A 15096-nucleotide genomic window follows, 5' to 3' on the forward strand; every position below is an offset into this window, starting at 1 on the left:
CAATTCCTCCTAACTTAGTCTGCTTTGGGCATAAGGAACATAACCATATTTCTGCCCTCAAGCTTTGCTTCTTTTTCGATTTTCCCAACTTCGCTCGTCAGCTGGGCAAATTCATCCAATACTTCTTTTCCCATTTCAGTATGGCCCATCTCTCTACCTCTGAACCTAACTGAAACCTTTACCTTATCGCCATCCTTAAGAAAGTCGATAGCCCGGTTTGCCTTAACATTCAAGTCATGAGTTTCGATATTGGGTGTTAACCTTATTTCCTTTATGTTGATAATCTTTTGATTCTTTCTGGCTTCTTTTTCCTTCTTAGCCATTTCGTACTTGTATTTTCCGTAATCCATTACTCTGCACACTGCTGGTTTTGCAGTTGGAGCAACATTTACCAAATCAAGTCTTCTCTCGAATGCAACATCCAATGCCTTCTTAAGTGGCACCACACCTAGCTGACTACCATCCACATCAATAAGTCTAACTTCTTTTTCCCTTATCTCTTCGTTGATTTGAAGTTCTTTAATAATCCTACACCTCCTGTAGTTTAAAAAAATAAATTAAAAAAGCGGACATAGAATGTCCGCTCAAATACCATCGCATGGCAACTCCTGTTAAATTATAAATTCACAGGTTAATTCTGTCAACCCTATGAGCCGCAGCTATAAGGTGAGAAGCGGAACTTCTACTTTGAATTATATATTCAATTCCTTAACCATTATATGACATCATCATATATTTGTCAAACATTATTGTTGAACAAGCTCATAAAGTGCATGAGAATAGATTTCCGTAAGCTTTATTACGTTTTCAATGGTGATATTCTCATCCTTCTGATGGGCCAACTCCTCTTGGCCAGGAAACACCGGCCCAAAAGCCACTGCGTTACTCATGGCCCTAGCATAGGTTCCTCCCCCTATTGTTATGGGCTCCGAGTCCAGATCTCCTGTTTTTTCCCTATATACCTTCATTAAGGTCTTCACAAGTTCATTTTCCTTTGGCACATACAAGGGCTTGGAATCTATCGCACCTTCCTTTAGATCAATGGGAGTGTCCTTGATATTCTCTCTTACTCCAATGAACACTTCCTTTGCGGAGCTGCTTATTGGATATCTTACGTTGACAGAAAGTACTATATGGCTGCCATCATAGCTTATCAGGCCAGGATTGAAGTCCAGTTTCCCTGAAAGTTCGTCTTCCAGAGCACAACCTATTCCTTCCCCATGATGTTTAAATGCAATTCTATTATTATAGAAGTCTATGAATCTGCAAACAGGGCACTGCCCGGAATATACAAACCCAAGGAAGTCCATTAAATAGCTTATTGCATTTTCACCCTTGGAGGGTGTGCTACCATGAGCTGATTTCCCTTTAGCCGTAACCTCAAAGCCTTTGTATGTTTCCTCAAGGTCAATTTGAAAATCCTTATTCTTGATGTAATCTTCAAATTGTGAAATAAATAGGCTTTTGTCCTTTACATTAAGACTGGCCCAGGCCCTGTCTGGAACCATATTGGTTGCATTACCACCCTTTATGTCAAGAAGAGTGATGTCACTGTTCTCTGTCCCCTTATATGGGAACTTAAGGTCAAAGCCTGTAATCCCTTTTTCACCATGGATTACAGGAAAATCGGCATCTGGAGTAAAGGCCATGGTTGGAGGGTCCTCATTTTCAAAGTAATGCTTCATGCACTCCCATCTACTTTCCTCATTTGCTCCAAGAATCAGTCTGATTCTTCTACCTGGGATTACTCCACTATCAGCCAATGCCTTCATAGCATATAGAGCAATCACTGCGGGACCCTTGTCATCCATTGTACCTCTCCCAAATATCTTTCCATCGTGAATTTCACCACCATATGGTGGGTATGTCCAACCGTCACCCTCAGGGACAACATCCACATGGGCTAGAATACCCACTGTCTCATTACCTTCACCAAAATCTATGTGCCCTGCATAACCATCCAGATTTTTGGTGCTGAAACCCATGCTTTCACCAAGCTTCAGCATAAAATCCAAAGCCATGTAGGAGCCTTTTCCAAAGGGCATCCCTGGAAGTGGCTCCTCCTCTACTGACTTTATCCTAACTGCCTCCTGGATTGACTTTACTATTTCAGGTTCAAGCTTACTTATTGTATCTTTAAACTCCATCCTGTACCTCCGGTCTATTTGGCTTTAGTCTCAACCTCTTCCATTATCTGCTCGATGAAGGCTTCCATACCCATTTGACCCATGTCTCCCTGATCTCTCTTTCTCACTGATACAAGCCTATCTTCAACCTCTTTTTCTCCTACAATTAGCATATAAGGTAGCTTTTGCATCTGAGCTTCACGGATCTTATATCCAATCTTCTCCGCTCTTTCATCGACCTCAACACGAATCCCTTTTTCCTCCAGCTGTTTAGCCACCTCTTTGGCGTAATCGTTAAATTTGTCTGATATTGGAAGAATTGTAGCCTGAACAGGCGCAATCCATACCGGGAACTTCCCAGCAAAGTGTTCAATCAGGATTCCCATGAATCTTTCCATACTTCCAAGTATTGTTCTGTGGACCATTACAGGCCTCTTCTTCTCATTGTCCTGATCCACATATGTCAGATCAAATCTTTCTGGCATCTGGAAATCCAGCTGTATTGTACCGCATTGCCATGTCCTTCCGATTGCATCCTCTAGATGGAAATCAATCTTCGGACCATAGAATGCCCCATCACCTTCGTTTATCTTAAATGATATCTCTTTTTCCTCCAAAGCTTCTCTCAGGCTATCAGTTGCAAGATTCCACTGTTCTTCAGTTCCCATTGAATTTTCAGGTCTTGTGGACAGTTCAATGTTATACTTGAAGCCGAAAACATCATAAATATAATCTGCCAGATCAATCGTCTTCTTCAGTTCATCCTTAACCTGGGATGGAAGCATATAAAGGTGAGCATCATCCTGAGTGAAGCTTCTAACCCTCATAAGACCATGAAGGGCCCCTGAAAGCTCATGACGATGAACAAGTCCCAGTTCCCCCCATCTTAGTGGAAGGTCTCTATAGCTGTACATCTTTGATTTGTAAACAAGTATTGATCCTGGGCAATTCATGGGTTTGATTGCATATGCACCCTCATCAATTGTTGTAAAGTACATGTTTTCCTTGTAATGATCCCAGTGACCTGATTGATGCCATAGGTTTTCATTTAGAATTAGAGGTGTCTTTATTTCCCCATATCCTCTCTTTGTATGTTCATCTCTCCAGAAGCTTTCCAATATGTTTCTAATAACCATTCCCTTTGGATGGAAAAATGGAAATCCAGGGCCTTCTTCCTGCATGCTGAAAAGATCCAGTTCCTTGCCAAGCTTTCTATGATCTCTCTTTTTTGCTTCTTCAAGTCTATTCAGATATTCTTCAAGATCCTTCTTCTTTTCATAGGTTGTTCCATAAATTCTTTGAAGCATCTTATTGTTTTCGTCACCTCGCCAGTATGCACCAGCAATGCTCATTAGCTTAATTGCCTTAACCTTTTTTGTATCGTATAGGTGAGGTCCAGCACAAAGGTCAGTGAATTCTCCAAGTTTATAGAAAGAGATGATCTCATCCTCAGGGAGATTTTCAATTAGGTCAACCTTGTACTCCTCTCCTCTTTCCTTGAAAAACTCCAATGCTTCATTTCTCGGCATTTCAAATCTTTCAAGTACATGCCCTTCCTTTGCAACGCGCTTCATTTCATCCTCAATCTTTTCCAGATCCTCTGGAGTAAACCTGTGCTCAGTATCAAAGTCGTAATAGAATCCATTTTCAATTGCAGGTCCAATTGCAAACTTAACGCCTGGGAAAAGGTTCTGAACTGCATGTGCCATTATATGGGCAGAAGTATGCCAAAAAATTTTCTTTCCTTCAGGATCCTCAAATTTTACGACCCTAAAATCTGAATCCTCCGATATCGTCTCCTGCATTCCCATTATTTTGCCATTCACCACAGCTCCCATGGCAACCCTTGCAAGGCCCTCAGAAATATCTGCTGTTACATCATAAACCTTTACACCGTCCTCATACTCCCTCACTGAACCATCAGGCAAAGTAATCTTAATCATATTTTTCCCTCCTTAAAAAAATAAGGTCCCTCATACCTACATTTCTGTAGGGACGAAAGACCGTGGTTCCACCCTAATTTATACTCATTTCAAATAACGCCTCTAGGCGGCTACCCTTTCAGGTACGGCTCCGGGGTGGTTTTCGGTCAACATTCTTGAAGAGAACTTTCAGCCTGGGTTCTCTCTCTCTGACAATTATTGTCAACATACTCTTCCCATCGACACCTTTTATTTTTAATTAGATAGATTTTAACAATTCTGTACATCATTGTCAAGCTATTATTGTATATACCACAAATGTGTTACTTTAAAACTTCCAGTAAGGTACTCATGTCATACTTGGTCTGTTCACCAGATTTCATATCCCTCAGTGTATACTCTCCACTCTTCTTCTCTTCTTCACCTATGACAATAACAAAAGGTATTCCCATCTTGTCCGCATAGTTGAACTTTTTGCCTAATTTAGTCTCCTCCAGATATATCTGTGTGAAAATGTTCTCTTTTCTCAATGCAGCAGCCAGTTTTATCGACTCATCCATGTAGCCCTCCATGGGAATTACAAGAACCTTTGTAAGTGAATTCTCCTGGGTATTTATTATTCCAGCTTCCATTAGCTGATAGAACAATCTCGTCAGACCAATTGATATCCCAACACCAGGAAGCTGCTGTTTTGTGTAGTAGGTAGCCAGATTGTCATATCTACCACCTGAACATACACTTCCGATTGATGGATATTCATCGAGTAATGTTTCATATACCGTTCCAGTATAATAATCCAGGCCTCTAGCAATGGTAAGGTCAATTGCAAAGTTGGATTCCGGAACTCCAAACAACCTTAGATATTTTACCACTGTGGCTATTTCATCGAGACCTTCCTTGAAAAGATCGTTTTCAATGCCCATTTCGGTCAATGAAGCAACTATTTCATCATTGCTTCCACTAATGGATATAAACCTCTTTATGCTAGTTATCTGATCTTTGGTCAATCCGTTCTCTTCAAGCTCTTCCTCAACTTTTTTCATGCCGATCTTTTCCAGCTTGTCAACTGATCTCAATACCACATGAGCATCCTCGATTCCAATCGAATTAAAGAATCCAGATAGAATTTTTCTATTGTTTATTTTAATTGTAAACTCCTCGAATCCCAAATCCTTGAAGGTTGAGTAGATAACACTTGGTATCTCTGCATCATTAATTATGTCCAGCTTCCCATTCCCAATTATGTCAATGTCAGCCTGATAGAATTCTCTGAAACGTCCTTTTTGATTTCTTTCTCCCCTATAGACCTTGCCAATGTGATACCTTCTATATGGAAAGTTAAGCTCAGAATAATGCTGGGCAACGTACCTAGCCAATGGTACAGTCAGGTCAAATCTCATTGACATGTCTGTGCTACCCTTGACAACCTTGTAAATCTGCTTCTCAGTTTCTCCTCCACCCTTTGCCAGTAGGACCTCCGATTTTTCGATTACTGGCGTATCAATTGGCAAAAATCCAAACTTTTCATAGTTTCTCCTGATAGTATCCATCATTCTGTTAAACAGAATCTGGTCACCAGGATTCAATTCCATAAATCCAGGCAGTATTGATGGCTTTACTATATCATTTCCCATATTTTCCCTCCCTGATTTTGTATATATGTTTTATAATACCACTTATTCCCTACTTTTGAAAGATGCCTTGTCCATGTAATTATCTATTTCTTGGAGCTGAGTCCGATTATTGTCCCCACATCCATTGCAGGTTCCTCTGACAGGTATACCAGGCTTATTCCCTTTTGAGCAAGAAAATCCTCAATCCTACCTTTATCGGGATGCAGCTCCAGACTGCCTGTTACGACCATCTTATCGGGAGAAACCAACCCTGTGGCCCCACCGATAAAGCCGTATTCCATTCCTGGAAGCTTTATATGGCCTGGTTTTATTAGCAGTATGTCATAGCCAACTCCAGTAAGCATCTTAAATATTCCTTCATCAGAGGTTATTCCACTGTTCTCACCCACTATTGCCAAGGAACATTTAGAGTAACCCTGTCTGATGTTAAACTTTTTAAGCTTAAATTTTTCTGCGAAATCCAGGATAATTCCATCAGTTGCATCCAGCCTATGTATAAGAGCATTCTTCAAGTAAGCCACATTATATGGTACATCCTTTGGATACTTCTTCTCTACCTGACTTGATCCCTTTATTACTTGAATACCATGTTCCACCAGTTCGTTGCTATAATACTCCCACACTGATGGATCTGCTACAACAGAACCATCTGGTAGTGGTGACAGGACCATGTCCGGATGATTTGCAACAGGTGCCTGCAGCCTGGTTGATTCAATGGTTGGTATGGCACTGATTCCCATGCTTTCAATAGCTTTAAAGACATCGGAAGATGCATCTTTACTTATTATTGCTATATCAACCATTTTTTTTGGAACAAATGGATTTTTCATGATCCCTCATCCTTCTAAAACTGCTTTATTCTAAAAAATCCTTCTGTTTTCAACAGAAGGATTTCGTTATGGAGGCGACACCCAGATTTGAACTGGGGGTGAAGGTGTTGCAGACCTCTGCCTTACCACTTGGCTATGCCGCCATATTTTTGGAGCGGAAGACGAGATTCGAACTCGCGACCCTCGCCTTGGCAAGGCGATGCTCTACCACTGAGCCACTCCCGCTTGCTATTATTTTACCACAAAACCATTGTGGTGCCCAGAGCCGGAATCGAACCAGCGACACGTGGATTTTCAGTCCACTGCTCTACCGACTGAGCTATCTGGGCAAGTAATCGCACCATTTCTGGCCGATGTCACAATAGCTAGTATACATTATTTATCTTTGATTGTCAACAGGATTTTCTCAAGGTCATTCTTGTGAAAATGGTACTTAGTATTGCAGAAGTGACAGACAACTTCACTTTCGCCGTCCTCCTCTATGATATCCTTTATTTCCTTTTCACCAAGACTTATCAAAACCTTCTCAACCTTTTCAGATGAGCAGTCGCAGGTATAGCTTACGTTAATCTTCTCTGTAGTCTCCATGTTAAATTCAGACAGCAATTCCTCCATTATTTCCTCCGGACTATAACCCTCATCAATCAATGTTGAAAGTGGTCTGGCTTTCTTTAAGGATGACTCAATCATAGCTATTTCATCATCTGTTATGAAGGGTAGCAACTGAATAATAAAACCTCCCGCCGCCTTGCAGGACAGATCCCTATCGACTAATACTCCCAGTCCTACTGCTGTTGGAATCTGCTCTGATTCACTGTAAAAGTTGGCTATGTCATCGCCAATTTCGCCTGTCACAAGACTAGTCTGGCCAACATAGGGATCTCTCATGCCAACATCAGTTATCGAAATAAATGTTCCCTTCTTTCCAACTATTGCTCCAACGTCAAGCTTCCCTGAAGCTGTCGAGGGGGAATCTGCCGCGGGATTATCAATCAATCCCTTGACTTCCCCACGATTGTTTGCAACAACTGTTATGGTTCCCACTGGTCCATCTCCTGCCACCTTAAGGGTCAACAGATCAGTATCGTTTTTCATCGTAGCTCCCATCATAGCTCCAGCTGTCAATAGTCTACCTATTGCAGCTGTTGCAGTAGCTGAAGTATTATGAATTCTTCGAGCCTCATCCACCATTTCAGTTGTCCTTGCAACAAATGCTCTAAGTCTACCTTCTCTATCCATACCCCTAATCATATAATCCTTCATAAAATCACCCTCTTTTTCATTTCTTCGCAACAAAATTAATTCGTTCACTTTCGTTTGTTATATCTTCAAATCCAAATGCGTTATAAACACAGGTCTCTGAAAAGCCGGCTTCGCTAAGCAAGCTTTTTACAGTCTCAACATCGTAAGACTTTTCTCTGTGATGTTCGTCAAACCTTCTGTAGTCTGTCCCATTATCTGAGATGAAAAAAGTAAGATAGAAATCGCATATTCCAGTGCCTATATCAAACTGATTTTCCCAGGTGTAGAAAACATCGTCCCTATCCTCAATGAAGATATTGTTACCTAATATCTCCTTTAGCTTATATTCAGAGTTGATGTCAAAGACAAATATCCCACCCTCCTCCAAATGTTGGAATACGCTGCTGAAGGTTCTTTTTAGAGATGCTTCATCCAAAATATAGTTTATGCTATCACATGCAGAAACTACAGCTTGGTATTTCCTGTCCATCTTGAATTCCTTCATATCCATATTAAAGAGCCTTTTACTCTTGTAACTTGATAATTTATTGTTTGCTATTGCAAGCATTTCATGCGAAAGGTCAAAACCATCAACGGTATGACCTAGTCTTAGCAGCTCCTTCGTTAGGTTGCCAGTGCCACAAGCCATTTCAAGAATTGAAGTTTTCCCAAATCCATTTCGAATCAATATATTTTGAATGTACTCACTCCAGGCTACATAATCAAAGTCATCCATCAAATCATCGTACAATAAAGCAAATTCTCCGTAACTGTTCACAATATATCACATCCTTCTCATATAAGGAAAAAGTATCTGTAATTCAAAAATATAAAAATACCCGCAATAACAACAATTGGTGCCCATGAAATTTTATAGCTATCTGTTTCCATCTCTTCTAACTCCCAAGTAGAATCTACGGTTTCCATGGTGTGTTCAACTCGACTATTATCCTTTGGACCTGGTAGATTCTTTAAGAGTAGGTACAAGACAACAAAGGAGAACAAGGCCCAGCTACCCAACATCACCAAGGTTATAATCAATTGAAGACCTTCAGGTATCAAAGGAGCCTGCTCAGTGATCTCCTGAATGTTCTCTGTTAATCCTGTTAGTACAAACCCCAAAGTCAATGCAATTCCATTATTTATAGTATGACCAAGTATGGACCCGTACAAACTATTTGTTTTGTATCTGATTACCCCCAGTACAATACCTAGAAAAAGAGGTCCCAGAAGGTTAAGAAGATTGAAGTGGAACATCCCGAACAGCAAAGCCGATATTAGGATTGCTTGCTTCTCTCCCATTCTAATATATGCACTTTGCATTGTTCCCCTAAACATTACCTCCTCGCATATCCCAGGAGTCACAGCAATTACAATAAGTCCAATTAAATAATCTATTAGATTTGTTGGGACTGGCACACCAATTGGCATGGCAGGGCTCACTGAATTGACCATTACCAGCACAATGTAATTTAGAAAGACTGCCATCGGATATGCAAAAACCATTATGAAAAAAATCTGGATAATTTGTCTAGCTGTTATTGGGTTTAAGCCAAGGACATTTTTTAAAGAATAACCCCTCATTTTAAGATAAATAATATTAGGGGCCAGAATAAAAATATACTCAGTAATTAGCACTCCAGTATAAAGGTCTCTCCGCTGTGCCATTGACCCGAATATAAGCAATACTAGACCCAGTACCAAAAAGAGTATATTTACTTCATTTATTGTCGGCAGGCTCTTTGACCTCATAAATTCTCACCCCATCCTTTAGCTGTAAAACTCCATTAAATACACCTACAGTCTCCTGTAGGTGAAATAGTCATTACTCAAATGTAAATATATATGGGACGTTTCTGAAATAATCCCCATAATTTAAACCATATCCCACTATAAAAACATCAGGAATTTCATATCCTACATAGTCAGGCTCAAGATCAACCTGTCTTCTGCTAGGTTTATCCAGCATTACACAAACTTTTATAGTATCGGGTTCCTTCGCTTCAAGGTGCTCGATAACTTTTTTAAGAGTATGCCCAGTGTCGATAATATCGTCTACTATCAACACATCCTTTCCCTTAAGACTACCTCTTACATCCTGCAGAATCTTGACAATACCTGATGAAACCTCTTCGTTTCCATAGCTTGCTGTGGTCATAAATTCAATCTCCACTGGAATACTCATTTCTCTTGCAAGGTCAGCTGTAAACACAAAACTTCCCCTCAACAAGGATACAATAACAAGGTCTCTATCCTTGTATTGTTGGCTCAATTCCTTTCCCATCTCCTTGACTCTCTTGTCAATCTCTTCTCTTGAAAATAGAATTTTTTCCTTCTTGTTATCTATCAAGCTATTATCTCCTTCCTATTTAAATTTATTTCTTAATATATCCTTCAATTCCCTTAATTCTTTTAAGATTAAATTCAAAGTCAATTGAAGACTTACAACTATTATAAAGATTATTGCCCCTATTAGCAACTGTGTATGCATAATAATCATTCCTTTATTTTTAAACAGCCGATTTATACCCTTTCAATGGATTATACCCTGGACCAATAATCATAACTCATTTAAAACGGTCATCCTCATACAAATATATTATTGATCTTCTGTGACTTTTTCAAACCTATCATCAGTATATTTATTATTTCGAACAGGGAACTTCTGTTTCTAAGGACTAGAAATTTCTGTTGATGAATATCAAAAAAGTTACCTTAATGCATCTAATATGCTTTTTATGGTATAATCAATTAATCTCATTTATAAAGGGGTGTAAAAATGTTTCAAAACAACACTGAGGATGTTGCAAAACAAAAGCTACTATTATTGTATATTCTAAAAGTATCACCAGGTTCTCTTACGAAGGAAAAGCTTTCTGAGATTCTGATAGATAATTTCAATATGAATTTCTTCATCATCCAGCAATATCTCTCCGAGCTTACATCAGGAGGATTTGTAAGTCTAGACAATGATGAAGGCAATCAAGTTCTAGTACTTGAAAATAGTGGTTCGAAAAGTTTGGATTACTTCAAATCAAAAATGACAGATTCCATGATTTCAAAGGTCCACGGAGTATTTAATCTCAACTCTTCAGGCAATCCTACCCCTGTACAAACTGAAGCCACATCCTATCCAAGAGACAATGGGGAAATAAATGTAAATCTTAAGCTCACTGAGATGGATGAAACAGTGTTCAGCATGTATATAAGCGTTCCAAATCAAGAGCAGGCAGCCGTCCTCATGGAAAAGTGGGAAAAGTCTCCTGATTACTATTATAAATCAATAATAGAACTGTTCATAGACAATAAACCTACTATTTAGTTAGTAGGTTTATTGCATGGGATCTCACTTCACCTATCATGTAAAGTGATCCTCCAAATAATATCATATCATCTTTTTTAGCCAACTCAATTGATTTTCTTACAGCTCCTTTTATTGTCTTCTCAACGTGGACATTAGATGTAAGTTTTCTTACCTCTTCTCCAAGAAGCTCCGCCGCCAGCTTTCTGGGCATATTCACCTCAGTCACTACCACCTGGTCGGCCAATGGTACAAGCTTTTCTATCATGTGGGTATAATCCTTATCCTTTAGAACACTCATCCCAAGAATTAGCCTATTGTATGGGAACATCTTCACTGCATCCGCCAAAAGGGTTATTCCCTGTAGATTGTGAGCGCCATCAATCAAGAAAATAGGATCCCTTGAAAGAACCTCAAGTCTCCCCTTCCACTTTGTTTTCAGGAGGCCACTCCTAAGTTGTCCCTCTGTAATTTCTAAAATACCCCTGTCCCTCAATTCCAAGATAGTTGTGACAGCCAATGCTGCATTCATTACCTGGTAGTCACCCAGCATTGAAATCTGTAGATTTTCGTATGCATTTCCCTTGTATTTGAAATCAAAAACACTTCCCTGGTACGTACTTGTTCTTATCTTTAGGTTGTCAATGGGTAGCTTCACAAAATCAGCTCCCTTTTCATATGCCACTTCCGCAATTACCTTCTCTGCTTCCATTTTCTGTGGATATGAAACCACAAGACCGTTTTCTTTAATGATCCCAGCTTTTTGGTAGGCAATTTCTGCAAGGGTTTTTCCCAATACATCAGTATGGTCATAATCGATTGTAGTAATCACAGACGCAACAGATGACTGTATGACATTAGTGCTGTCAAACCTACCTCCAAGACCTACCTCCAAAATTACGAAATCAACATTGCTCCTATTGAAGTATTCAAACCCAACTGCAGTTACAAGTTCAAATGTTGTTGGGTGTTCCATCCCGTCCTGAACCATCCTGTCAGCGGCTTTCTTTACCTTGGAGGTTATATCCCCCAAAACCTCCTGTGGGATGTCCTCACCGTTGATCTGAATCCTCTCAGTGAACCTTTCAAGGTAGGGGGATGTATAAAGACCTGATCTATAACCGGCTTCCTCCAAACAATGGGCAAGATATGCCGATGTTGAACCCTTACCATTTGTACCACCCACATGGATATATTTCATTCCAATATGAGGGTCTCCCAGGTGACCCAACAATGTTCTGATGGAATCAAGCCCCAGTCTTGAACCATATTTTTCCTTGTCATTTATATAGGCAAGTGCCTCTTCGTAGTTCATCTGTTCCTCCTGCTATTTCTTTAGTGATTCCAGTCTTTCCAGGACATTCTCCAACATCTGTGAGTATTTAGTCTGCTTCTCCTTTTCTTCTGCAACAATTTTTTCGGGAGCTTTTGAGACAAAGCCCTCATTGGATAGCTTTGACTTAACTCTCTTTATCTCATCCTCAAGCTTGGATTTCTCCTTCTGGAGTCTTTCAATTTCTTTTTCAAAATCAATCAGGTCGCTTAATGGAAGATAAATCTCACAACCATCTAGAACAACTGATATGTTATCTTCTCCCAAGTTCTTCTTGTTATCTTCATATATAACTTCCTCAGCGCCTGCAAGAGCCATAAACTTAACTTTGGAATCATCAATCACTGACTTCAATGAGTGGTCCTCAAGTACAAATATCAATTTTGATTTTCTTGATGGTATGATATTCATTTCCGCCCTTGCGTTACGAATTCCCTTTATGGCGGTTTTTATAAACTCAATGTCCTCCTTTTCTTTTTGGAAGATTAAATCTTTATTAGATTTAGGCCAGGACTCAATTATCAATGCCTCACTACTTCCTGGAAGATGCTGCCATATCTCCTCAGTTATGAATGGCATAAATGGATGCAGAATCTTTAGTGTTTCCTTTAATACTACAACTAATACATTCTTCGCTGTCTCAGCAGATAATTTGTCATCTCCATATAATCTGGACTTTACCATCTCAATATACCAGTCACAATAGTCTTCCCATATGAAATCATATATCCTTTGACCCGCCAGTCCAATTTCATATTTATCCATATTATCCTTGATTTCGCCAATAACCGTATTTAGTCTTGTCAGTATCCATTTGTCTTCAATCTGTAGGTCCATTCCCTCAAGAGTCGCTTTTTCCATATTTTCATCAAGATTCATCAATACAAATCTGGTTGCATTCCATAGCTTGTTTGCAAAGTTTCTATTAGCTTCAACTCTCTCAATATAGAATCTCATATCGTTACCAGGAGTGTTACCAGTTATCAAGGTGAATCTAAGGGCATCTGCACCGTATTCATCTATGATTTCAAGAGGATCGATGCCGTTGCCAAGAGACTTGCTCATTTTCCTTCCCTCTGAATCCCTTACAAGTCCTGTAAGGAATACATCCTTGAAGGGAAGCTCTCCTATTTGTTCAAGACTTGAGAAGATCATTCTTATAACCCAAAAGAAAATTATATCGTATCCTGTGACAAGAACATCTGTCGGGAAAAAGTATTTCATGTCTTCAGTTTCTTCAGGCCATCCCAATGTTGAAAATGGCCAAAGTGCTGATGAAAACCATGTATCCAGAGTGTCGGTTTCTTGTCTTATTTTTGTGCTGTTACACTTGCTGCAGCTTGTTACATCCTCTCTTGATACAATTATCTCACCGCAGTCATCACAGTAGTAAACAGGTAATCTGTGCCCCCACCAAAGCTGTCTTGAAATGCACCAATCCTTAATATTCTCTAGCCAGTGTACATAAACCTTGCCAAATCTTTCGGGTACAAAATTTATTTCACCCTTGTAGTATGCCTCAAGAGATGGTTTTGCCAATGGTTCCATTTTAACAAACCATTGTTTTGAAATTATTGGTTCTATAACCGTCTTACATCTTTCACAGTGCCCCACTGCATTTTCATGATCCTTGACCTCTTTAAGATAGCCCTCTTCCTTTAATTTATCAGCAATGGCCTTCCTAGCTTTGAATCTCTCAAGCCCTTTAAATTCTCCACCATTTTCATTGATAAATCCGTCTTCATCAATAACTACACATTGACCAAGACCATGTCTAGCTCCAACTTCGAAGTCATTGGGGTCATGGGATGGTGTAATTTTCAATGCACCAGTTCCAAACTCCATCTCTACATAATTATCCGCTATTATTGGAATTTCCCTACCTACCAATGGCAATATTACTGTTTTTCCAACCAAGTGTGTATATCTCTCATCATCTGGATGAACAGCAACCGCCAGATCCCCCAGTATTGTTTCAGGTCTTGTAGTGGCTATTGTTATTGTTTCATCCAAGTCCTTTATAGGATAGTTTACATGCCAAAGATGTCCGTGGGAATCCTCGTGGTCTACCTCAGCATCTGATATTGCAGTATGGCAGCTGGGACACCAGTTAATTATTCTATCACCCCTATAAATCAAGCCTTTGTCATACAGTCTTACAAATACCTCTTCAACTGCATTACTTAGCATTTCATCAAGGGTAAACCTATCTCTGGTCCAGTCACAGGATACTCCAAGCTTTTTAAGTTGATTTTTGATGGTTCCTCCATATAGGTCCGTCCATTCCCATGCTTCCTTCAGGAAACCTTCCCTTCCAAGCTCATCCTTGCTTCTTCCCTCAGACTTGATTTTTTCAACTACCTTTGCCTCAGTTGATATACTTGCATGGTCAGTACCTGGTAGCCACAAAGCAGAATATCCCTCCATGCGTTTCCATCTTATAAGAATATCCTGGATGGTATTGTTCAATGCGTGCCCCATATGAAGGCTTCCTGTCACGTTAGGAGGCGGCATCATTATAGTATATGGCTTTTTGTTTTCGTCAATTTCCGGCGTGAAGTATCCATTATCATTCCAGAAACCATATAGGCGATCTTCAAACTCCTTAGGATTATAATTCTTTGGTAAATTTTCTCTCATATTTTTCCCTCCTTGGCAAAAATTATAGAAACCCTCCGTCCTATAATAAGGACGAAGGGTTCGCGGTA

12 protein-coding genes, 3 tRNA genes and 1 other annotated feature (1 of these 16 only partly in view) are annotated in these 15096 nt (G+C 39.7%); of the genes, 1 reads left to right on the forward strand and 14 read right to left on the reverse strand.

Features of this window, described 5'->3' with window-relative positions; genetic code table 11:
- Positions 1–14: 14 nt before the first annotated feature.
- From infC to hpt, 12 genes are all read right to left on the reverse strand, one after another.
- Positions 15–554, reverse strand: coding sequence for a translation initiation factor IF-3 (infC, locus tag ACKVDP_RS07090; RefSeq protein ID WP_409228164.1), 540 nt, complete (start codon positions 552–554; stop codon positions 15–17).
- Positions 555–746: 192 nt separating this feature from the next.
- Positions 747–2147 (reverse strand): dipeptidase PepV, encoded by a 1401-nt coding sequence (pepV, locus tag ACKVDP_RS07095; protein WP_409228119.1) that lies wholly within the window; start codon positions 2145–2147, stop codon positions 747–749.
- A 14-nt stretch (positions 2148–2161) separates the two neighbouring features.
- On the reverse strand, positions 2162–4069 hold the full coding sequence (gene thrS, locus ACKVDP_RS07100) for a threonine--tRNA ligase (RefSeq protein WP_409228120.1): 1908 nt from the start codon (positions 4067–4069) through the stop codon (positions 2162–2164).
- Between the two features lie 302 nt (positions 4070–4371).
- Positions 4372–5682, reverse strand: a complete 1311-nt coding sequence (gene hisS / locus ACKVDP_RS07105; protein WP_409228121.1) for a histidine--tRNA ligase — start codon at positions 5680–5682, stop codon at positions 4372–4374.
- 83 nt (positions 5683–5765) lie between these two features.
- Positions 5766–6512, reverse strand: a complete 747-nt coding sequence (locus ACKVDP_RS07110; protein ID WP_409228122.1) for a DUF6873 family GME fold protein — start codon at positions 6510–6512, stop codon at positions 5766–5768.
- Positions 6513–6581: 69 nt separating this feature from the next.
- Positions 6582–6655: transfer RNA gene (locus ACKVDP_RS07115), tRNA-Cys, on the reverse strand.
- A 7-nt stretch (positions 6656–6662) separates the two neighbouring features.
- A tRNA-Gly gene (locus ACKVDP_RS07120) sits at positions 6663–6737 on the reverse strand.
- Between the two features lie 28 nt (positions 6738–6765).
- A tRNA-Phe gene (locus ACKVDP_RS07125) sits at positions 6766–6841 on the reverse strand.
- 46 nt (positions 6842–6887) lie between these two features.
- The gene (gene hslO / locus ACKVDP_RS07130; RefSeq protein WP_409228123.1) at positions 6888–7775 is read right to left on the reverse strand and encodes an Hsp33 family molecular chaperone HslO; all 888 of its coding nucleotides are present in this window, start codon (positions 7773–7775) and stop codon (positions 6888–6890) included.
- 16 nt (positions 7776–7791) lie between these two features.
- Complete coding sequence (locus ACKVDP_RS07135; RefSeq protein WP_409228124.1) at positions 7792–8532, reverse strand: class I SAM-dependent DNA methyltransferase; 741 nt, start codon at positions 8530–8532, stop codon at positions 7792–7794.
- 17 nt (positions 8533–8549) lie between these two features.
- Complete coding sequence (locus ACKVDP_RS07140) at positions 8550–9506, reverse strand: CPBP family glutamic-type intramembrane protease (RefSeq protein ID WP_409228125.1); 957 nt, start codon at positions 9504–9506, stop codon at positions 8550–8552.
- A 73-nt stretch (positions 9507–9579) separates the two neighbouring features.
- The gene (gene hpt / locus ACKVDP_RS07145) at positions 9580–10101 is read right to left on the reverse strand and encodes a hypoxanthine phosphoribosyltransferase (RefSeq protein WP_409228165.1); all 522 of its coding nucleotides are present in this window, start codon (positions 10099–10101) and stop codon (positions 9580–9582) included.
- A gap of 432 nt (positions 10102–10533) precedes the next feature.
- Here hpt and ACKVDP_RS07150 point away from each other — a divergent pair, with 432 nt between their 5' ends.
- The gene (locus tag ACKVDP_RS07150; RefSeq protein WP_409228126.1) at positions 10534–11076 is read left to right on the forward strand and encodes a DUF4364 family protein; all 543 of its coding nucleotides are present in this window, start codon (positions 10534–10536) and stop codon (positions 11074–11076) included.
- Here the strand turns inward: ACKVDP_RS07150 and ACKVDP_RS07155 are convergent.
- Both ACKVDP_RS07155 and ACKVDP_RS07160 read right to left on the reverse strand, forming a co-directional pair.
- Positions 11069–12370, reverse strand: a complete 1302-nt coding sequence (locus tag ACKVDP_RS07155) for a bifunctional folylpolyglutamate synthase/dihydrofolate synthase (RefSeq protein WP_409228127.1) — start codon at positions 12368–12370, stop codon at positions 11069–11071. The genes ACKVDP_RS07150 and ACKVDP_RS07155 overlap by 8 nt on opposite strands.
- Positions 12371–12382: 12 nt before the next feature.
- Positions 12383–15028, reverse strand: coding sequence for a valine--tRNA ligase (locus tag ACKVDP_RS07160; protein WP_409228128.1), 2646 nt, complete (start codon positions 15026–15028; stop codon positions 12383–12385).
- Between the two features lie 44 nt (positions 15029–15072).
- Positions 15073–15096 (reverse strand) — a binding site (T-box leader); it runs 187 nt beyond the window's last position.

The sequence above is a fragment of the Gudongella ferriphila genome, assembly GCF_046224405.1.
GTDB lineage: Bacteria > Bacillota > Clostridia > Tissierellales > Tissierellaceae > Gudongella.